The 20589-nt window shown below is 66.6% G+C and carries 14 protein-coding genes; 7 read left to right on the top strand and 7 right to left on the bottom strand.

Annotated elements, in window-relative coordinates; genetic code table 11:
• Positions 1-43: 43 nt before the first annotated feature.
• Positions 44-739 carry an alpha/beta fold hydrolase gene (locus AC5P8D_RS10200; RefSeq protein WP_099559268.1) on the bottom strand — a complete coding sequence of 232 codons (696 nt, stop codon included), beginning with the start codon at positions 737-739 and terminating at the stop codon, positions 44-46.
• Positions 740-923: 184 nt separating this feature from the next.
• Between AC5P8D_RS10200 and AC5P8D_RS10195 the strand changes: the two genes are divergently transcribed.
• Positions 924-2063, top strand: coding sequence for an MFS transporter (locus AC5P8D_RS10195; RefSeq protein ID WP_010484275.1), 1140 nt, complete (start codon positions 924-926; stop codon positions 2061-2063).
• A gap of 81 nt (positions 2064-2144) precedes the next feature.
• Here AC5P8D_RS10195 and AC5P8D_RS10190 read toward each other — a convergent pair whose 3' ends face one another.
• On the bottom strand, positions 2145-3263 hold the full coding sequence (locus AC5P8D_RS10190; protein WP_071305417.1) for an alpha/beta hydrolase: 1119 nt from the start codon (positions 3261-3263) through the stop codon (positions 2145-2147).
• A 183-nt stretch (positions 3264-3446) separates the two neighbouring features.
• On the opposite strand from AC5P8D_RS10190, the gene AC5P8D_RS10185 reads away from it, so the two are divergent.
• The 4 genes from AC5P8D_RS10185 (at position 3447) to AC5P8D_RS10170 (ending at position 10327) form a co-directional block, all read left to right on the top strand.
• Complete coding sequence (locus AC5P8D_RS10185; RefSeq protein ID WP_019338297.1) at positions 3447-4793, top strand: c-type cytochrome; 1347 nt, start codon at positions 3447-3449, stop codon at positions 4791-4793.
• Positions 4790-5716 (top strand): c-type cytochrome, encoded by a 927-nt coding sequence (locus AC5P8D_RS10180; RefSeq protein ID WP_019338296.1) that lies wholly within the window; start codon positions 4790-4792, stop codon positions 5714-5716. The genes AC5P8D_RS10185 and AC5P8D_RS10180 overlap by 4 nt, the downstream gene beginning before the upstream one ends.
• A gap of 115 nt (positions 5717-5831) precedes the next feature.
• Entirely contained in the window at positions 5832-8210 is a 2379-nt protein-coding gene (locus tag AC5P8D_RS10175) for a TonB-dependent receptor (RefSeq protein WP_495203289.1), read from the top strand.
• Between the two features lie 8 nt (positions 8211-8218).
• Positions 8219-10327 carry a phosphocholine-specific phospholipase C gene (locus tag AC5P8D_RS10170; protein ID WP_049455344.1) on the top strand — a complete coding sequence of 703 codons (2109 nt, stop codon included), beginning with the start codon at positions 8219-8221 and terminating at the stop codon, positions 10325-10327.
• A 100-nt stretch (positions 10328-10427) separates the two neighbouring features.
• Here the strand turns inward: AC5P8D_RS10170 and AC5P8D_RS10165 are convergent, their stop codons facing one another.
• The 4 genes from AC5P8D_RS10165 to AC5P8D_RS10150 form a co-directional block, all read right to left on the bottom strand.
• Positions 10428-12023, bottom strand: a complete 1596-nt coding sequence (locus AC5P8D_RS10165) for an alkaline phosphatase D family protein (RefSeq protein WP_049455343.1) — start codon at positions 12021-12023, stop codon at positions 10428-10430.
• Between the two features lie 10 nt (positions 12024-12033).
• Entirely contained in the window at positions 12034-14967 is a 2934-nt protein-coding gene (locus AC5P8D_RS10160) for a TonB-dependent receptor (RefSeq protein ID WP_049455342.1), read from the bottom strand.
• 141 nt (positions 14968-15108) lie between these two features.
• Positions 15109-16131: a FecR domain-containing protein gene (locus tag AC5P8D_RS10155; protein ID WP_049455341.1), complete on the bottom strand. Its 1023-nt coding sequence runs from the start codon at positions 16129-16131 to the stop codon at positions 15109-15111.
• Positions 16128-16643, bottom strand: a complete 516-nt coding sequence (locus AC5P8D_RS10150) for an RNA polymerase sigma factor (protein ID WP_019338290.1) — start codon at positions 16641-16643, stop codon at positions 16128-16130. The genes AC5P8D_RS10155 and AC5P8D_RS10150 overlap by 4 nt, the downstream gene beginning before the upstream one ends.
• Positions 16644-16681: 38 nt before the next feature.
• Between AC5P8D_RS10150 and AC5P8D_RS10145 the strand changes: the two genes are divergently transcribed.
• Together AC5P8D_RS10145 and aceE are read left to right on the top strand one after the other, a co-directional pair.
• Positions 16682-17080: a hypothetical protein gene (locus tag AC5P8D_RS10145; protein ID WP_019338289.1), complete on the top strand. Its 399-nt coding sequence runs from the start codon at positions 16682-16684 to the stop codon at positions 17078-17080.
• Between the two features lie 238 nt (positions 17081-17318).
• On the top strand, positions 17319-19991 hold the full coding sequence (gene aceE, locus AC5P8D_RS10140; RefSeq protein ID WP_049455340.1) for a pyruvate dehydrogenase (acetyl-transferring), homodimeric type: 2673 nt from the start codon (positions 17319-17321) through the stop codon (positions 19989-19991).
• A gap of 51 nt (positions 19992-20042) precedes the next feature.
• Here aceE and AC5P8D_RS10135 read toward each other — a convergent pair whose 3' ends face one another.
• Positions 20043-20525 (bottom strand): hypothetical protein, encoded by a 483-nt coding sequence (locus AC5P8D_RS10135; RefSeq protein ID WP_010484263.1) that lies wholly within the window; start codon positions 20523-20525, stop codon positions 20043-20045.
• Between the last annotated feature and the right edge of the window lie 64 nt (positions 20526-20589).

Here is a 20589-nt window from a genome sequence, read left to right as displayed (position 1 = left end):
ACTCCCCTGCGCCCCGGCTGTCGTGCGGTGTGCTGGTGCGGGATCAGGCGCCGATGGCGGCGCAGGCCTCCAGGATCAGCGCGGTCACTTCCTTCGGCTGCGAGGCCAGTGAGGCATGGCTGGCATCAAGCTCCAGCAGGCGCTTGGGCTGCATTCTTGCGGCCATGGCTTTCTGGTTTTCCGGCGCGATCATGCGGTCGTGGCGGGACAGCTGGTACCAGCTCGGCCGGTGCTTCCACGCCGGATCGCTGACCGTGTCGCCGAAAGTGCTGGCCAGCGGCGCCTTCTGGGTCACCGCCATCACCCGGCCCTCGTCGGCACTCAGGTCCTGGCAGAAGCTCTCATGGAACTTGTCCGCACGCAGCCAGAGGTAGCCATCGCTGTCCGGTGCCAGATTCGGCGCCGCCTCCGGCAGGTGCTGCTGGGTGATGCCACCCGGGCTCTCGCCGGCATCAGGCGCGAAGGCAGCGATGTAGACCAGGCCCTTCACGTTGGGCTCGTTACCGGCATGGCTGATCACCGCACCGCCGTAGGAGTGGCCGACCAGCAGCACCGGACCGTCGATCTGCCGGATCATTTTCTGGGTGCGTCCTGCGTCGTCGGCCAGCGACGTGAGCGGCAATTCCACCGCCTGCACCCGGTCGTGGCCGTTGCGATGCAGTTCCAGGATCACCTTGGCCCAGTGTGCGGCCCCGCCCCAGAATCCATGGACGAGGAGGATGGTCGGTGTCGTGCTCATGTACGGATCTCCGGCAGCGGCCGGCGGGGTGCCGACCGTGCAGCCACTGTCCGTGGGCGACGTTAATCGCTGGTGACGCGATCGAGTCACTGCAATCGTATGCGTCGCCCGATGTCACGCATGGCACTTGCCGATCCGGCCTGAAAACGTTTTCATGAAGGTCCCCTGGAGCTTCGCATCGCGCATGACGCCTTCATCCCCACGTGCCCAGCAGCACGCCACCCGTGCCGCCTTCTTCATTCCCGGATTCGCCACCGCCGCGTGGGCGCCGATGGTGCCCTACGCCAAGGCCAAGGCCGGGCTGTCCGACGCCAGCCTTGGCGCCGTGCTGCTGTGCCTCGGGCTCGGCTCGCTGCTGGCGATGCCGTTGGCGGGCGCGCTGACCGGGCGGCTGGGTTGCCGACGGGTGATGGTGATCACCTGCGCGATGATGCTGTGCGCCCTGCCCTTGCTGGTGCTGGCGCCCTCGCCGGTGGCGCTGGGCGCGGCCCTGTTCGTGTTCGGCGCCGGCGTCGGTGCGCTGGATTGTGCGATGAACATGCAGGCGGTCGCGGTCGAGCGCGACGCCGGGCGCGCAATGATGTCCGGCTTCCACGCCTTCTACAGCATCGGTGGCTTCGTCGGCGCCGGCTGCATGACCGGCCTGCTGATCCTGGGTACACCGCTGTGGCTGGCCGCGCTGGTGTCGGTGGCGGCACTGCTGCTGGTTGCGGTGCTGTCGGCGCCGCACTGGCGACCGCAACGGATCCTGCACGAAGGCCCACTGCTGGCGCTGCCGCACGGCGTGGTGCTGTTCATCGGCGTGCTGGCCTTCGTGGTGTTCCTCGCCGAGGGCTCGATGCTGGACTGGAGCGCGGTGTTCCTGGCCGAAGTGCGGCAGGTGCCGCGTGACCAGGCCGGCGCCGGCTTCGCGCTGTTCACGCTGGCGATGACCGCGATGCGCCTGTTCGGCGACGGCATCGTCGAGCGCCTCGGCCGCACCCGCACCCTGGTCTTCGGCGGCATCACCGCCGCAGCCGGGTTCACGTTGGCCACGCTGGTACCGTCGTTCCCGGTGGCGTTGGCGGGCTATGTGCTGGTCGGGCTGGGCTGCGCCAATATCGTGCCGGCACTGTTCTCGATGGCCGGCCAGCAACGGGTGATGCCGGAGAGCATCGCCATCACTGCGGTGACCACGCTGGGTTACGCCGGCATCCTCGCCGGCCCGGCAGCGATCGGTGCACTGGCACACGGCACCAGCCTCGGATTCGCCTTCCTGTGCGTGGCCGCGCTGCTGCTGGGCGTAGCCGCATCCGCGCGAGCACTGGCACGACGGGTGGCCTGACAGAAAAAGGGGACGGAGGGGATCAAGTCGTTTCCTGCCTTGGTGTGCGGGAAACGACTTGATCCCCTCCGTCCCCTTTTCTCAGCTACGCGTCAGCCACTCGGCCTGGGCCGGCAGTTGCGGTGCCGGGCAGGCGCTCTTCGGGTGGTGCTCGTCGCGCGCCATCCAGTCGTCGACCACGCCAGCCAGCAGGTCCAGCCGCAGCGGCAGGGTGATGTGGTCCTCGCCGCGCATCTCGATGTAGTGCGCGCGTGGGTTGGCCAGGGCCAACTCGCGGCCCTGGCTGACCGGAATGTGCTGGTCGCCCTGCCCGTGCAGCAACAGCACGCAGGCGCGGGTATCGGCCAGCGCGCGGGCCACGTCCACACGGTCCAGATCGACGTCGATGCGGCGGCTGGCGGCGGCGATCACCTGGTTGATGTCCTGGCCGCCATAGCGCCAGCGCGCGTAGGAGGCGACCGCCTGCGCCTTCAGGCCTTCCGGCTGCAGCCCCATCAGGTGCGGAATCATCGTGCGGATGGCCACGCCGGCGTTGGCGAACGATTCCATCGCCACCACGCCTTCCACCTGGTCCCCCAGCTTGTCGGCGGTGAACACAGCGGTGGCCGCGCCATACGACACGCCGAACAGATACAGCGGGCCGGTCACTTCGCCGCGTGCACGCAGTTCGTTGATCACATCGACCACATCGTCGGATTCATAGGTGCCATAGCCCGACGGCCCCGCACCGGACTGGCCATGATTGCGCAGGTCGAGCGTGACCACGCGGTAGCCGGATTCGGCCAGCTGCAGCGACCACGGCAACATCGAATCACCGTTCATCATCCAGCCGTGCAGCAGCACCACGGTGCCGCGCGGCGCCTGCGCACGGAACGGCTGCGGTACCGCCAGGCTCAGCCCGGTATCCAGCGGCAGGCCGTTCTCGTGGCGCTGCGGCAGGTAGTGGTAACGCGCGCCGTAATCGCCAGGATCGAACACACGCCAGAAGATCGGCACGCCATCGCGGCCCGGCGCGAAGCCGTGGCGATTGGGCAGTTCGGCAATGGCTGCGGCAATGCGCGGACGATCGAGCAGGGTCGATACGCCACCCGGCGCGATCAGCCGATCGGCGAGCGAGGTGGACGAGGCATTGATCGAGGGCGAGCATGCAGCCAGCCACAGGCCGGCGCACGCCAGCAACAACAGCAGCAGGCGCTTCATGGGCAATCGGGGAAAAGGTGCGACAGCGTGGCAGGTTAGCGACGCGCGCGTGGGCCATCTATCGCGCGTGGATGACGGCTTGATGACAACGCAGGAACGATTCAGCTTGGTGTAAAAGCTGTATCCGTTCAGTCATTGATCCGGATCAATGAACGCGCGCGCGGGATTCCCCACAGTGCCGCCATGCGCACCTCGTTCAAGCTCGCCATTGCCCTGGCCGCCACGCTGGCCGCCGCCTACGGCATCGCCCGCACCACGCCCTACTGGTTCGCACCGCGACAGACGGCGCAGGTCGACATCCACGATCCGGCGCTGATCACGCAGGGACAGTACCTGTCGCGCGCGGCCGACTGCGCGGCCTGCCACACCGCGCCCGGCGGCAAGCCGTTCGCCGGTGGCCTCGGCATGCAGACGCCGATGGGCACGATCTACTCGACCAACATCACGCCCGATCCGGACACCGGCATTGGCGCCTACGACTACGCCGACTTCGAGCGCGCGGTACGTCGCGGCATCCGTCACGATGGGCAGCCGTTGTATCCGGCAATGCCGTACGCCTCGTACGTGATCGCCAGCGATGCCGAAATCAAGGCGCTGTACGCCTACTTCATGGGCTCGGTGCAACCGGTGAAGCAGGACAACGCCGACAGCACGATCCCGTGGCCGGCCAACATGCGCTGGCCACTGGCCTGGTGGCAGCTGCTGTTCGCACGCCCGCGCAGCTTCAGCCCGGATCCGTCGCTGGATGCCGGCCAGCAGCGTGGTGCCGAACTGGTGGAAGGCCTGGCCCATTGCGGTGCCTGCCACACGCCACGCGGCCTGGCGTTCCAGGAAAAGGCGTTGGCCGACGATGGCAGCCGCCAGTTCCTGTCCGGTTCGGTGCTGGAAGGCTGGTACGCGAAGAACCTGCGCAACGAATCGACCGGCCTGGCCAGCTGGAGCGAGGGCGAGATCGTCGACTTCCTGCGCACCGGTCGCACCGATCGATCGGCGGCCTTCGGTGGCATGGCCGATGTGGTCGAGCACAGCACGCAGTACCTGTCCGACGCCGACCTGCTGGCCATGGCCCGCTACCTGAAACAGCTGCCGGCGCGTGAGGGCCGCAGTGCGCAGTGGTCCCCCGGTACCGACACCACCACCGCCGCACTGCGCAGCGGCGACTACCGTGTTGCCGGTTCGCTGGCCTATGCGGAGCACTGCCAGGCCTGCCACCGTGCCGACGGGCGCGGCATGCCCCGCGTCTATCCGGCGCTGGCCGGCAACTCGATCGTGTTCGCCGATGACCCCAGTTCGCTGGTGCAGGTGACCTTGATCGGCGGCCGCACGCCGCATACCCCGCATGACCGCATGGCCTTCACCATGCCAGGCTTCGAGCAGCTGCCGAACGCGCAGCTGGCACAGATCCTGACCTTCATCCGCAGCAGCTGGGGCAACCAGGCCAGCGCAGTGAGCGAGGTCGACGTGGCGCGCATGCGCCGGGTGGTGCGCGACAAGCCCGTGCACTACGTTCCGCAGGAGACCGCACAATGAAGCGTTCGCGCACGCGTTCCCGCCTGCTGATCGGCAGTGCGATCACCCTCGTGGCGCTGGCGGGCGCCGGTGCCCTCGCCTACCGTCATCTGTATCCGGACCTGGATGCCGCTGTGGCCAGCACGATCGATATCCTCGATGCGCAGGGCAAGGTGGTCGGCCACTACCGCGCGCCCAGCGCCGAGGAGATCGCCGGGCTCGGCAATGCCGAATCGGTGATGCTCGGCCGCCGCATCCTCAACGAGACCGCACGGCTGCTGCCCGACAATGTCGGCAACGATCTGAACTGCAACTCGTGCCACATGGCCGAAGGCAAGCGGCCGTTCGGCAATCACTACTTCAATACCGGCGGCGGCGCCTATCCGCGCTACATGCCGCGCCCGGGCAAGGTGATCGGGCTGACCGAGCGCATCAACGGCTGCCTGCAGCGTTCGATGAACGGCAAACCGCTGCCGAAGGACTCGCCGCAGATGCGCGCGATGCTCGATTACATGGCGTGGTTGAGCAGTCCTGTGCCAGAGGGTGCAAAGGTGGCCGCCCCCAGTGAGGGGCCGATCGACAGCACGCTGACCTCGGACCCGATCCGTGGCCAGGCGCTGTACGCCGTGCAGTGTGCCGCGTGCCATGGCGACAACGGCGAAGGACGGCGCGACGCCAGCGGTGACATCGCCTTCCCGCCACTATGGGGCGACCACAGCTTCAACATCGGCGCCGGCATGGCGCGCTTGTACAAGGCCGCCGGCTTCGTCAAGCACAACATGCCGCCGGCGGTGACCCGCGAGCCGCCACTGGGACAGCAGGTGATGCCCGACCAGGACGCGGTGGACATCGCCGGCTATTTCATCAACCAGCCGCGGCCGGACTTCGCCAACAAGGGCAAGGACTGGCCGCGCGACCCGAAACCCAAGGACGCGCGGTACTGAAGCAGGCAGCAGGTGCCGGCCGTCACACAACACGGTTCCTGCATCTCTACGTCATGTCGATGTCATTGGTGCTGCCGACACTCGGGGGCTTCTCTCCCTTCAAGGTCCGGTATCGATGCGAACGATTGCGCGCTTTCCCCGTGTTTCGCTGCTTGCCCTGCTGATCGCCCCCGCACTGGACGCCCTGGCCGAAGCACCGCAGGGCGAGACGGCCGAAGCGCGCAGCAGCGATGCCCGCACCCTCGACCAGGTGCAGGTGATCGGCCAGGCCACCAGCTACGCCAAGACCTCGGTGCGCGCAGAAACACTGAACCGGCAGACGGTGATGAGCAGCGTCAACGATGCGCTCAATGAAGTGCCGGGCGTGGTGGTCAGCGAGGCCGATGCCACCGGTTCGTCGGTGTGGGGCACGCAGATCAGCATGCGCGGCTTCGTCACCAACCGCGATACGCAGCAGATCGGCACCACCATCGACGGCCTGCCGAACGGTGGTTCGGGCTACGGCGGTGGATCGCTGGCCAACCGCTACATCGACACCCTTGATCTGGAGACGGTGGAAGTGAGCCAGGGCACCGCCGATATCTCCTCGCGCTCGAACGAGGCGCTGGGCGGCACGCTCAACTTCCTCACCAGCGATCCGCTGCAGGACAGCCGCCTGCGCTTCGTGGTCGGTGCCGGTGACAACGAGGCACGCAAGTACTACGTGCGCTACGACACCGGCCTGCTCGGCGGCCACACCCGCGCCTGGGTCAGTGCCTCCTCGTCGAAGGTGCACGACTGGATCGACGGCACCGGCCACGCCAGCAACGACCACATCGCCGGCAAGTTCATCACCGAACTGGACCGCTGGACGCTGACCGGCTACCTGTCCTACAACGACGCCGACGAGCCCGAATACACCAGCGTTTCGCCGACGGGCTTCGCAACCAACCCGGAGCGCGACAACCTGGTCGGCACCCTCACCGGCATTCCCTACCTGGACCAGAACTACCGCTCCGGTTCACGCGCCCTGCGCGAGAACACCTTCGGCTACCTGCGTGCGGCCTTTGACGGCGGCAATCGTTTCAAAGCGTCGGTGGCCGCCTATGGGCATCGCATGCAGGGCCGCGGTGACTGGCTGCCACCGTACCTGGCGCAGGTCAGCGATGATGGTGCGGGCCGCCCCGAGTCGGAGTACCTCGGTGGCAAGACCGTGTACGGCGGCAGCAACCGCGGCCAGATCTTCTTCGTCAATCCTGATGGCAGCGCGGCACAGCGGCTGGCCAACTGCACGCCACGGTTGGGCTTCACCGCCGAGTACGATCCGAACTGCTACGCCGGCAACGTGCTGGGCGCGCAGTCGTATCGCCACACCCACTACGACAACGATCGCATGGGCGTGACCGCCGACGTCGAATGGCGGCAGACCTTCGGCGCGGTCGACAACACGATCCGCGGCGGCCTGTGGGTAGAGAAGCTGGACCGTTCGGCGCGCCGCGACTGGCACCGCCTGCTCAACGTCGGCCAGAGCATCGACTTCGACCACCAGCCGTACTGGGTTCAGTTCGAAGACAAGTACAAGGTCGACGAGCAGATGTACTACGTGGAGGACGTGGCGCGCTTCGGGCCGTTCAGTGCACGCCTGGGCGTGAAGCAGTTCTTCGTCGACCAGTCGCGTCGCCGCGTGATCGGCGCCAGCGAACACGTGACCTCCGATTCCAAGTCCGACCCGTTGCTGTCGACCGGTTTCACCTGGGCGCCGGGCGTGGAAGGCATGGAGCTGTTCGCCGGCTTCTCGCAGAACTTCGCCGCCATTCCCTCAGGCGTGCTCGGCGAGACCGACCCGCAGCGCTTCCGCAACGTCGAACCGGAGACCGCCGACAACATCGAAGTGGGCATGCGCATCAGCCGCTGGCCGCTGACCGCCTCGGTGACCCTGTACAACATCAAGTTCGACAACCGCATCGTCTACCTTCCGGCAGGTTTCGTCAGCGGCATCGACTATCTCGGCGAGACCGACGGTGTCTACGAGAACTTCGGCGGCGTGGAAAGCAACGGCCTGGAAGCGGCGTTCGGCTACGGTTGGGACAACGGCTGGCGCCTCAACGCCGCCTATACCTACAACCGCTCCAAGTACCTGGGCAGCGGCGATGCCGCGCGCGATACCCAGCTGGGCATCGTCGATGGCGCCAAGGTGATCGGCCAGCCCGAACAGACCCTGGTGCTGTCGGCGGACTGGCAGGGCGAGAACTGGAACTTCGGCCTGTCCGGCCGTTACCTGGGCACGCGCTACCTCGACGCCGCCAACGTCAACAAGCTGCCCTCGGCCACCGTGTTCAACGCCAACATCGGCTTCGACCTGCAGGGGCTGTCGCCGCGCCTGAAGGGCATGGGTGCCAACCTGGTGGTGAGCAATCTCACCGACAAGCGGTATCTTGCAGGGGTGGACGGCCGCGACAACGCCTTCATCGGCGCCCCGCGCACCGTCGGCATCTCCTTCCGTGTGGACCTGTGAGTGAGCCCGTGACCGATATCGGCCGACGCCGGTTGTTGCAGGCCGGCGTTGCCGCCGGCCTTTCCCCGCTGCTGCCCAGCATCGCCCGGGCCGCAGCGATCGCGCCTGCGGCGCAGACCCGCAGTCTGGAAGACCTGCAGCACATCGTGGTGTTCATGCAGGAGAACCGTTCGTTCGATCACTACTTCGGCACGCTGCCGGGGGTACGTGGATTCGGCGATCGCTTCGTGGCCCCGGCGCCGGCACTGCAGGCCGGCGGCCGCACCCGCAGCCTGTGGCTGCAGCCCGACGCGAGCGGCGCGCGCGCGATCGCGCCGTTCCCGCTGGATACCGCCGCGCACTTCGGCTACATGCGGGTGGAAGGCACACCGCACACCTGGCCGGACGCACAGCGTGCCTGGGACCACGGGCGCATGGGGCAATGGCCGAAGGCCAAGCAGAACCACTCGATGGGCTACTTCCAGCGCAGCGACCTGCCGTTCCAGTTCGCGCTGGCCGACGCCTTCACCATCTGCGACGCCTATCACTGCGCGATGCAGGCCGGCACCAACCCGAACCGGGTGTTCCTGTGGACCGGCCACAATGATGCACACGCGCGTGCTGGTGGACCGGTGATCGCCAACTCGCACGACAATTTCCCCGAACAGGGCGGGTACCCGGCGTCGTACCGCTGGACCAGCCATGTCGAGCGCCTGCAGAACGCCGGCGTGTCCTGGCAGATCTACCAGGACATGGCCGACAACTTCACCGACAACCCGCTGGCCGGTTTCGAGGTATTCCGCCAGGCCCATCGCGCCGCGCCGGGGCATGACCCGCAGTTGCGCGCACGCGGCGTCAGCACCCGTGGCCTGGCGCAGCTGCGCCAGGACGTGATCGGTGGGCGCCTGCCGCAGGTCAGCTTCATCATCGCCGACGCGGCGGGCAGCGAGCATCCCGGCCCCTCCAGCCCCGCCCAGGGCGCGGCCTATACCGCGCGCGTGCTGGACGCGCTGACCGCCGATCCAGAGGTGTGGAGCCGCACCGCGCTGTTGCTGATGTTCGACGAGAACGACGGCTTCTTCGACCACATGCCGCCACCGGCACCGCCTTCACCGCTGGGCACCGGCTGGGCCGGTGCGTCTTCGGTCAGTACCGAGGGCGAGTACCACCGCCATCCGGCACCGGGCGACGAGAAGTACGACCTCGCCGAACTGCGTGGCCGCCCATATGGGCTGGGTCCGCGCGTGCCGCTGTATGTGATCTCGCCGTGGAGCCGCGGTGGCTGGGTCGATTCGCAGGTGTACGACCACACCTCGGTCATACGGTTGATCGAACGTCGCTTCGGTGTGGCCGCACCGGACATCTCGCCGTGGCGCCGCGCGGTCTGCGGCGACCTGAGCAACGCGTTCGACTTCGCCCAGCGCGATACCCGCCCGTTCGTACGCGGCCTGCCGGACGTGAGCGCGGTGGCCGCGCGCGCCGCCGCCCTGCCGGGACGCACCGTGCCCGCGTTGCCCGAGGGACTGAAGCCGGCGAAACAGGAAAGCGGCGTGCGCCCGGCGCGTGCCCTGCCCTACCGGCCGCAGGCATCGATTGCCGCTGTCGACGCCTCGGGTGTGGATCTGGCGCTGTCCTGCGAAGGCGCAGCAGCAGTGCTGCATGTTTACGACCGGCTGCGGCTGGATGCGGTGCCACGCCGCTACACGCTGCTGCCGGGCATGCCGCTGCGCGAGCGCTGGCCGCTGGACGCCCAGGGTCGCTATGACCTGTGGCTGCTGGGCCCGAACGGCTTCCACCGCCACTTCCAGGGAGCGGCCACGGGTCCTGCCGTGCAGGCTTCAACCGATCGTGCGGATGGCCAACTGCGGCTCCGCCTGCGCAATCTGGGTGACAGCGCGCAGCAGGTGCGTGTGCAGCCGGGCGCCTATGCCGGGCATATGCCCGAGCAGACGCTGGTGCTGCCCGCACATGCAGAGACCGCGTTGGCGTGGGACGCAACGCCCACCGCAGGCTGGTACGACCTGCTCGTCGGTGCGGGCGACAGTGCCCTGCGCCTGGCCGGCCGCGCCGAGGATGGGCGCCCCGGCACCAGTGATCCGGCGATGGGCAGCGAGCCATTGCGGTTCGAGCACGATTGAAGGATCTCTGTAGAGCCAAGCCCATGCTCGGCTGCTCTTCGATAACTGACCGGAAAAGCAGCCGAGCATGGGCTCGGCTCTACAGGCCAGACCGGTAGGATCAGGCCTCCTGCAGCCCCGGCCGGCCGTGCTCCACCGCGTAGCGCTTCCAGCTCTGCACCGCGCCATTCGGCTGCATCACGGTATCCAGCGTCTTCATATCGCCGATCCACGCATCGCGGGTGACATCGCACAGCACGTAGCCACGCTTGTCGGTGGTCGCTTTCAGATAAGGGCTGTGCGCAATCTGGTTGCTGGCATACGCGTCCACACCCTGGCCATCGGCGCCGGAAGTGATCGACGTGGCGAGGAACTCGCTGGAGATCACGCCCGAGTCACGGTGGTCCTGCACCAGATCACTCGCATAGTGGCGATGCGCGTCGCCGCAGGCAGTCACTACGTTGCCGAAGCCCACCTTCTGGATGTGGTCAAGCAGGCGCCGGCGGCTGTCCAGATAGCCTGACCACTGGTCGTCGGACGATTGCACCACGCCGTCCTTCTCGCGCATGTAGTTGCCCAGCGCCACCTGGTGGGCAATCGTGTGCCAGCGTGGTGCAGCATCGGCCAGGCCGTCGAACAGCCAGCGCTCCTGCTTCGCCCCCACAATGCTGCGCTCTGGCGATTCCACCTCCTCACGCAACGCCATGTTCACCTGCTTGCTGCGGTACTGGCGGGTGTCGAGCAGGTGCAGGTCCATCAGCGTGCCGTAACGTGCGCGCCGGTACATCTGCATGTGGCCATCGCGCGGGAATGCCGAGCGGCGCAGTGGCATGTTCTCGTAGTAGGCCTGGAACGCCTGTGCGCGACGCAGCAGGAACACTTCGCTGGGCGTGTCATCCTGGTCTTCGGCACCAGCCCAGTTGTTGTCCACTTCATGGTCGTCAAAAGTGACGAACCACGGTGCCGCCGCATGCGCGGCCTGCAGGTCGGGATCGCTCTTGTACTGGGCGTAGCGGCGGCGGTAATCATCCAGCGTGTAGATCTGCGGGCCGACGTGGTTGCGCAGGTTGGTGAACGGCTGGCCGTTCATCTTCCGCAGGCCCGGCTGGCTTTCGCCTTCGTAGATGTAATCACCGTAGTGGAAGACGAAATCCAGCGGTTCCTCGGCGATGCGCCGCCACGCGGTGTAGTGGCCTTCTTCGTAGTGCTGGCAACCGGCCACCGCAAAACGCACACGATCCACTGCGGCCGTGGCTGCGGGCAGCGTGCGGGTACAACCGACCGCACTGGCGTGGCCGCCTACGGTGAAGCGGTACCAGTAGGGCCGTCCGGGCGCCAACCCGTCCAGCTCCACGTGCACGGCGTGGCCGAGTTCGGGATGCGCCATTGCCGAACCCTGGCGCACCACCTTGCGCATGCCATCGTCTGCTGCCAGTTGCCACTCGACCGCCATCGGCCGGGTCGGCATGCCACCGCCGAACACCAGCGGTTCGGTCGCCAGGCGCGTCCACAGCACCACGCCATCGGCCGAGGGATCACCCGAGGCCACGCCCAGGGTGAAGGGTGTGCTGGCAAAGCGCGGCTTGGCCAGCAGGTTGCGCGGGTTCAGCGCGGTGGCATCGGCCTGCGCGGCCAGCGCGTGCGCCGTGCCCATCCAGGCACCGGCAGCGGACAGGCCGGCCAGGGCCAGGAATCGCCTGCGATTGATCGTCTCCACGGCTGTGCCCTCAGTTGTAGATGATGTGGAAGTAGAAGAAGCGGCCGTAGTCGTCGATCTCGGTACGGAAGCGCCCGTTCGGGCCGGTGCTGTAGGTCGGCTGGGTGTTGAACAGGTTCTTGGCTTCGTACTTCAGCGTCACGTGCCTGCTGAGCTTGTGGCTGAAGCCCATGTTGAAGGTCATGTATGGGTCGTAGTACGAATCCAGCCACTGGGTGTCGCCGAAGTCGACCAGCATCCGGCTGCGGTAGGTGCCGGACAGGCGCAGCTGCGCGCTCTTCCACGGCATGCGCCAGATCACCGAACCATTGAGCGACCAGTCCGGCTGGTACAGCAGGCGATCCAGGCGGCGCTCGGTGCCATCGCTGATGCGGTAGTTGGTCTGGCCTTCCAGCCGCGTGGCGTTGAAGTACATGTCGAAGCGCTGGCGGCCCCACTGCAGGTTGCGGTTGGCCACCGCGAACTCGACGCCGCGCAGCGTGGACTCGTCGGTGTTCATCGGCTGGGTGACCCGGTAGCGGGCATCGCCCACGTTCTCGAAGGTGGTCAGGGTGTAGATGTCGTCCTTGATCACCTTGTCGAACAGCGCCACCGAGACCAGGCCGTTGTTTCCGTTGAAGTACAGGTCCCACGCCAGGTCGATGTTGGTGGAACGGCGCGGCTGCAGATCGGCATTGCCCTGCTTGATGGTGCAGAAGCCCCTGCCCTCCTCGTCATCGCCACAGCTGGTGCTGGTGGCCTGGGCGATGTTGCTCGGCGTCGGCCGGCCCAGCGTGCGGCTGGCGGAGAAGCGCAGGCGCTGGTCCTCCCTCAGCCTGAACGTCGCATTCAACGAAGGCAGCAGGTTGTTGTAGCCACCGCTCGTATTGCGGAAGGCGGAGGTATAGGTAGTGCCGCCATCATCGCTGAACGGGCTGTAGGCATCGAAGCGGGTGTGGTCGTAGCGCAGGCCGCCGATCAGCAGCAGCCGGTCCCAGGCGTAGTGCGCGGATACATAGGCATTGGTGATGTCCTCCACATACTTGTAGTCGCTGGTGAAGTTGGCATTCGGATACGCCGCATTGTTGTTGCCCAGTTTCGGCAGCAGTTCCTCGTTCCACTTGCGGTTGTCGATCAGCGGGAAGCCCGGCACGCTGCCCAGCAGCGTCGAACCCGGATACAGGTAATCGTTGAGCGTGGCATTGCTCTTGAAGTAGTCGAAGTCGATGTCCTGCCAGATCTTCAGATGGCGGTACTCGGCGCCGGTGGCCAGGCCGAAGCCACGCGCATCGGCGTCGATGTTGTAGCTGAAATCCGCGCGCAGGTTGTCGATGCTCTCCTTGGCATCGCGCGGGGAGACATAGGCCTGCGCCGGATTGAGCTTGAACGCGGAGCTGGTCAGCAGGCTGGAATCGGAAACCGCCACCGCGTTGGGGAACCCGTGGCTGTCGTTCTCGTAGTCGACGAACAGATTGCTTGGGTAGGCGCGCACACCCCAGTAGACCTGGTTGTTGTGGAAGGTCTCTTCGGTATGGCCGCCACGCAGGGTCAGCCGCGAACGGTCGCCCATGTCCCAGTTGAAACTGGCGATGGCACCACGGTTGCTGCGATCCCAGCGGTCGTGACGGTTCTTGATGTAGATGCTGTTGATCTGGGTGGTGCCGCTGTCCTCGGTCTGGTTGCGGATCGGGAACTTGGCATTGCCGTACAGATCGGTCTTGTTCATCGTCGAGTTCTCGTAGAACCGGTACGAGTACAGCAGCAGCGATGCGTAGAACGGATCATCCGAGGGCTTCCACTCAAGCTTGGCGGAGCCACCGAAGTTGGTGATGAAGTTGGTATAGGTGCCGGTGCTGAAGTTGCCAGGCGCACGCAGCCCGTTCCAGCCCTTGGCCTCGTCCGGACCGGTGGTACCGTCGGTGAGGTACTTGCCAGCGTCGTTGTAGTAGTAGTTCGACTCCACCCAGCGCTTGACGCTGTTGCGTGAACGCTGCTCGTAGCGTGCCACCGCAACGATGCCGAACTCCTGGTCGGCGCCGAACTGGTTGGAGAACACCATCTTGGCGCTCTTGCCGAAGTGGCCCAGAGTCTCGTGGTTTCCGCCTGCGCTGCGCTCGACGTTGGTCTCGGCGGTGGAATAGATGCCCGCCACATCGGCAAACACGTACTTGCCGGACCGGTCGAAAGCACTGCGGCTGATGATGTCGATCACGCCGCCGATCGCATCCGGTGCCTGCTCCGCACTGAAGCTCTTGTAGATGTCGGTACGGGTGCCGATGTCGCTGGGAATCAGCTGCAGGTTGTTCATTCGCTCGCCGGAGCCACTGCCTCCCACGCTGGCAATCGCGATGCCATCGATGGTGGTGTAGTTGAGGTTGGCCTGTACGCCGCGCACGGTCACGTAACGTGGCTCGCCGGCATCCTCCACCGCACTCAGGCCTGGAGCGGCCATCAGGCTCTCGGCCAGGGTCTCGTCGCCGTAGCTGTCCATCTCGTCGTAGACCACCGAATCCTTGATCACTGGCGACGACTTCTTCTGGTCGATCACCTCGTGCGCGGCAATCACCTTGACGGTGTCCAGGGTCGGCGCCACCACCGCCTCTGCCTCGCGCGGCTTCGGCGCGGCCGGCTTCGGCGCGTTGCTTACGGGCGCCGGATCGATGGCGATGACGTTGCCATCGACCACGGTGTAGCCCAGGCCGGTCCCGGCCAGCAGTGCGTCCAGCGCCTGCTTGACGGTGGCACCGCGCGGCACCGCACCGGCCATGTGCACTTCACCACTGCCCGAATACAGGAACTGCACACCGGAACTGCGCGACAACTGCTCCAGCGCACGTGCCAACGGCTGCGCCGTGATGGGCGCCGAAACGCGGGCCTCCAGGCCATCGGCAGTGGCCGCGACCGCCAGCGGCACGCTGCAGGGAGACAGGGCAAGGATGATCGACAGGTAGAGCGTGTTGCGCATCACGGGTCCTTGGAAGAGAGAAGGCAGCAGGCGCCGCTGCGTGGCTCGGCAGCGGCTTCTCCCAAGTAAGAGCCGGCATCCACCGAAGTGGAGAACGCGGATTCGATGAATTTTTTCTGACAGTCCACGGCCACGTCAGCCTCAGCGACTTCCGACCCGCACGGTGTCGCCTTCGCGCCTCACCAGGAAACGCGGGTCGCGTTCGAGGAAGGCCTGCAGCGCACCGATGCGATGCGCATCGAGACTGCCCGACAGTCGTGCCGATGCCGCGCCTTCGTCCAGCACGCGGACCTGTACCTGGTTGTGCCGGTTGAAGGCCGCGGCTACCTCGTCCAGCCGCTCATCCAGGAAGGACACCTTGCGTTGCTGCCAGTCCAGCAGCATCGACAACGGTACATCCAGCGACTCCACCGCATGGCTGCGCGCGTCGACCTGCACCACCCGGCCTTCGCCCAGTTGCGCAAGACGCCGGGCGTCCGCACCCTGGCTCCAGATCTCCACCTCGCCGGAAACCACGCCGATGCGCGTGCTCTGCAACCGTCGCGAGACGTCGAACACCGTGCCGATATCGCGGATCTGCAATCCGTTCACCTGCACCTCGAACGACCGTCGGTCACGGGCGATATCGAACGTGGCCTCGCCCTGCAGCAGCTCCACCTTGCGGCTGAACCAGCCCATGCGTACCCGCAGGCGGCTGTCCGCGTTGAGCCGCACCTGGGTCTGGTCGGGCAGCACCAGGTCACGCAGTTCACCATGGTCGGCGCTGTACAGCTGCGCGGTGGGCATCAGCTGCGGAACCAGGCTCACGCCGAGCAGGGCCGTACAGGCTGCGGCAGCCATCACCCACCAGCGCGCACGCCCCCGAGGCCGCACAGCGCGCGGCGGCGCATGCACGCTACCGAACAGCGGCACCACCTTGGCGGCGACCTGCCGCGGTGGCACCGGCGCCTCTTCAGGCAACGGCGATTGCAACGCCTCACCGACCTGCCGGTGCAGCGCGAGGGCGTGCATATAGGCGCGCACATGCTCCGGCGAGCACTTCATCCAGTCCAGGAACGCAACCCGCTCGGCCTCACCCAGTGTTCCGTCGCGATTGCGCAGGAACCAGCCCATGGCCTCGCAGGCGATCGTGTCGTCGGCCACGGTCGATGAGTTCCGGCTCATGTGTGCTCCCTGGCGCCCAGCGCCTTCCTGCAGGCCTCCAGCCCCCTGCCGATGTGCTTGCGCACCATGTGCACCGACACCTGCAGCTGCTGGCTGATTCCCGGGCAGTCCAACCCGTCGCGGTAGTGCAGCTCCATCACCCGCCGCGTGGTTGCCGGCAGTCGTGCGATGGTGCTGCGGATATCACTCCAGCGCTGCGCACGCTCGAATTCACCTTCGATGTCTTCTTCGCTTTTCAGCACTTCGGCCAACAGATCGACATCTTCCAGCGGCGGCAGCGACGACCGCGCGCGCGCATGCTCGCGCGCCAGGTTAGCCGCCACAGTGAACAGGTAGGCTTCCGGGTTCTCGACCGCATCGGCATCTTCGCCGGTGCTGCGCAGCAGGCGCAGGTAGACCTCCTGCGCCAGGTCTTCGGCATCCTCGCTGGCCGAACCGCGACGCAGGAAGAAGCCACGCAACAGCCGGCGCCGCAGTTGGTAGCTCTTCTCCCAGATCCTCACGCTGTTCACGGCCGGCCAACCACCCCGAGGCTGGAAAGCCCCGCAGGGTGACCGCCATCGATGACAGTGGCGTTTCAACGACCGGCAGGCAGCCGCTAGAATGCGGCCCCTGCACTGTCCCGGCAGCCCGCACAAGGAGTGCTCCCATCAACGCACGCACCGCCATCAACACCCTCAGCAGCCTGCTGTTCCTGCTGCTGGTCGCCCACACCACCGCCTACCAGCAGCAGATGTGGCCGCCCAGCCGGGTCATCCATGTGCATCCGGTAGTCGTCGTCCTCGCCTATGCGCTAGGTGTGCTCACGCTGCTGCTGTGGATCGGCGGCCGACGTGCACCGGAATCCGCCCAACGCCTGGCGCGCTGGCTGCCCATCGTCGCCTGGTGCCTGCTGGGCGTCGGCGTGGCGATCATCCCGGTGTTCCTGCCTGGGTTGTCCCCGGCCTGATCAGCGGGCGCACCCAGCGCATCGGCCCATGATACGGCGCGCGGCGCCAACCCTTGCTTGCCAGAGACCCAAGCCCCCCCCGCCTACCGAAGCGTGGGGGGCAGGCCTACGCTTGTCTTCTCGGTGGCCGCCACGGTCGCCCTTCGCGTCACGGCCCCGCCGTTGCGACCCCGCTCCAGTGCTGTGCGCCCTGCCGGTGTTGTCGCCCAGGCAGAGCCGGCGCCTTCTGGAGACCGTCATGAACCAAGCCCTGATCCCCTTCGATACCGACCCGCTGGAAACGCGGGAGTGGCGTGAATCGCTGGAGGCGGTGATGCAGGCCGGCGGCCGGCCGCGCGCGCACTACCTGATCGACCAGCTGAGCGATCTGGACGCGCAGCAGCACGGCGACCTGCATACCCGTGCCTGGACCGCCTACGTCAACACCATCCCGCCCGAGCGCCAGCCGGCCTACCCGGGAGACCTGGCCATCGAGCGCCGCCTGAACGCGATGATCCGCTGGAACGCGATGGTCATGGTGCTGCGTGCCGGCAAGCATTCCAACGTCGGCGGCCACATCGCCACCTACCAGTCCGCGGCGGTGCTTTACGACGTCGGCTTCGATCACTTCTTCCGTGGCCGCACCGACACCTTCGACGGCGACATGATCTACATCCAGGGCCATTCGGCGCCGGGCATCTACGGCCGCGCGTACGTGGAGGGCCGCATCGATCCGGCACGGATGGACAACTTCCGCCGCGAAGCTGGCCGCGAAGGCCTGTCCTCGTATCCACACCCGCGCCTGATGCCGGAGTTCTGGCAGTTCCCCACCGTATCGATGGGGCTGGGCCCGCTGACCGCCGCCTACCAGGCGCGCTACATGCGTTACCTGGAATACCGCGGCCTGAAAGAACACCAAGGCCGCAAGGTCTGGGCCTTCCTCGGCGACGGCGAAATGGACCAGCCCGAATCGCTGGCGGCAATTTCCCTGGCTGGCCGCGAGCGGTTGGACAACATTGTGTTCGTGGTCAACTGCAACCTGCAGCGCCTGGACGGTCCGGTACGCGGCAACGCCAAGGTCATCCAGGAACTGGAAGGCACCTTCCGCGCGGCCGGCTGGAACGTGATCAAGCTGATCTGGGGCAGCGGCTGGGACGACCTGCTGGCCCGCGACCACAGCGGCCTGCTGCGCCAGCGCATGATGGAATGCGTGGACGGCGACTACCAGACCTTCAAGTCGCAGAGCGGCGCCTACGTGCGCGAGCATTTCTTCGGCCGCTACCCCGAGCTGCTGGAGCGGGTCGCGCACATGAGCGACGACGAGATCTGGGCGCTGGCACGTGGTGGCCACGATCCGCAGAAGGTGTACGCCGCCTACCAGCAGGCGGTGAACACCCGCGGCCGGCCGACGGTGATCCTGGCCAAGACGGTCAAGGGCTTCGGCATGGGCGAAGCCGGCGAAGGCCAGAACATCAACCACCAGCTGAAGAAGATGAGCGCCGATGCGGTGCGCGCCTTCCGCGACCGCTTCAACCTGCCGGTCAGCGACGAGCAGCTGGAGGAGATGCCGTATCTGCGCCCGGAACCCGGCAGCGCGGAGGCCGCCTACTTCGCCGAGCGCCGCCGCATCCAGGGTGGGCAGCTGCCGGCGCGCCTGGCCAAGGTCGATCCGCTGCCACTGCCGCCGCTGTCGATCTTCAACACCCAGCTGCAGGGCAGCGGCGATCGCGGCCAGTCCACCACCATGGGCTTCGTGCGCATCCTCACCAGCCTGCTGAAAGACCCGGACCTGGGCAAGCTGGTGATTCCGATCGTGCCCGATGAATCGCGCACCTTCGGCATGGAAGGCCTGTTCCGCCAGATCGGCATCCACTCCTACCTGGGCCAGCTGTACACCCCGCAGGATGCCGGCCAGCTGAGCTATTACAAGGAAGCCAAGGACGGCCAGATCCTGCAGGAAGGCATCAATGAATCCGGTGCGATCTGTTCGTGGATCGCCGCCGGCACCGCCTACAGCAACCACGGCCTGGCCACGATTCCGTTCTACATCTTCTATTCGATGTTCGGCCTGCAGCGTGTCGGTGACCTGGCCTGGGCCGCTGCCGATGCGCGTACCCGCGGCTTCCTGCTCGGTGCCACGTCGGGCCGCACCACGCTGATGGGCGAAGGCCTGCAGCACGATGACGGCCACAGCCACGTGCTGTCGTCGGTGATTCCGAGCTGCGTGTCCTACGACCCGACCTACAACTACGAGCTGGCGGTGATCATCCATGACGGCCTGCGCCGCATGTATGTCGACCAGGAAGACATCTACTACTACATCACCGTGCTCAACGAAAACTACCCGCAGCCGGCACTGCCGGAGGGCGTGGAAGCGGGCATCCTGAAGGGCCTGTATCTGCTGCATCCGGCAGCCGCCGATACCGCCTCGCAGCCACGCGTGCAGCTGATGGGCAGCGGCTCGATCCTGCGCGAAGTGGAAGCCGCGGCAGAACTGCTGCAGCAGGACTTCGGCGTCGCCAGCGATGTGTGGAGCGCCACCAGCCTGACCGAACTGCGCCGCGACGGCCTGGCCGCCGAACGCTGGAACCTGCTGCATCCGGCCGAGGAGCCGCGCGTACCCTACGTGCAGCAGTGCCTGCAGGGCCATGAAGGCCCGGTGGTGGTGGCCACCGACTACATGAAGATCGTAGGCGACCAGATCCGTCCCTTCATCAACGACCGCCGCTTCACCGCACTCGGCACCGATGGCTTCGGCCGTTCCGACACACGTGAATCGCTGCGCACCTTCTTCGAAGTGGATCGCCACTTCATCGTGCTGGCCGCCCTGAAATCACTGGCTGACGAAGGTCGCATCGAACGCTCGCAGATGCAGGAGGCCATCGACAAGTACGGCATCGACGCCGGCAAGCGCGACCCGGCCGCGGTATAAGGCTGCTGCATTCACCACGCCCGCTGTGCGGGCGTGGTGCAGGCGGCGCCGCTACGGTATCCGCTTGAACAGATTGGTCTGCAGGATCGGCGTGCCGTCGTGACCGTAGAACGCCTTGGTCTCGGTCATCGTCGTACGGTCGGCCGCCACGGTATAGATGCGGGTGGAGGCCGGCGTGCCGTGGTCCACCAGCTGCATCACCAGGGTGTTCGGCGCCGGCAGTTTCAGGTTGGCCTTGTCCGCACCGTAAGTACCGGACAAGGGCCCCGGCGTGCCGTCCAGCGCCAGCGTGCCGTCGGACTTCATGGTCTTGCCGTCGTGCAGGACGATGTCCACATGTGAACTCCAACGCCCCGCACCGGCGTCCTTGAACTCGAGCACCACATGCTTCGGGCGCTGCGCTTCGGGAAGTGCAGACGTGGCGATATCCAGCGACCAGCGCCCCAGCAGCGGTGAGGGCGAAGCTTCCACTGCCAGCGCCGGAACGGCGGAGAGCGAAAGCGCAGACAACAACACAGCGGACAACAGTTTCATACGTTGCTCCGTTCCAGTGAAGAAAGCGCTGCGTGACGCGTGGTGGGGGCAGCAGGGCAAATGC

This window comes from Stenotrophomonas sp. YJH_SMC_101-4, assembly GCF_059370395.1.
Note: the sequence above shows the minus strand (reverse complement) of the source record. Positions and strands in the feature narration are given on the sequence as shown.

What these genes read in the sequence shown, in the direction of transcription:
- AC5P8D_RS10200 (WP_099559268.1), bottom strand. Translation starts at nt 739, where the DNA reads ATGAGCACGACACCGACCATCCTCCTCGTCCATGGATTCTGGGGCGGG.
- AC5P8D_RS10195 (WP_010484275.1), top strand. Translation starts at nt 924, where the DNA reads ATGACGCCTTCATCCCCACGTGCCCAGCAGCACGCCACCCGTGCCGCC.
- AC5P8D_RS10190 (WP_071305417.1), bottom strand. Translation starts at nt 3,263, where the DNA reads ATGAAGCGCCTGCTGCTGTTGTTGCTGGCGTGCGCCGGCCTGTGGCTG.
- AC5P8D_RS10185 (WP_019338297.1), top strand. Translation starts at nt 3,447, where the DNA reads ATGCGCACCTCGTTCAAGCTCGCCATTGCCCTGGCCGCCACGCTGGCC.
- AC5P8D_RS10180 (WP_019338296.1), top strand. Translation starts at nt 4,790, where the DNA reads ATGAAGCGTTCGCGCACGCGTTCCCGCCTGCTGATCGGCAGTGCGATC.
- AC5P8D_RS10175 (WP_495203289.1), top strand. Translation starts at nt 5,832, where the DNA reads ATGCGAACGATTGCGCGCTTTCCCCGTGTTTCGCTGCTTGCCCTGCTG.
- AC5P8D_RS10160 (WP_049455342.1), bottom strand. Translation starts at nt 14,967, where the DNA reads ATGCGCAACACGCTCTACCTGTCGATCATCCTTGCCCTGTCTCCCTGC.
- AC5P8D_RS10155 (WP_049455341.1), bottom strand. Translation starts at nt 16,131, where the DNA reads ATGAGCCGGAACTCATCGACCGTGGCCGACGACACGATCGCCTGCGAG.
- aceE (WP_049455340.1), top strand. Translation starts at nt 17,319, where the DNA reads ATGAACCAAGCCCTGATCCCCTTCGATACCGACCCGCTGGAAACGCGG.
- AC5P8D_RS10135 (WP_010484263.1), bottom strand. Translation starts at nt 20,525, where the DNA reads ATGAAACTGTTGTCCGCTGTGTTGTTGTCTGCGCTTTCGCTCTCCGCC.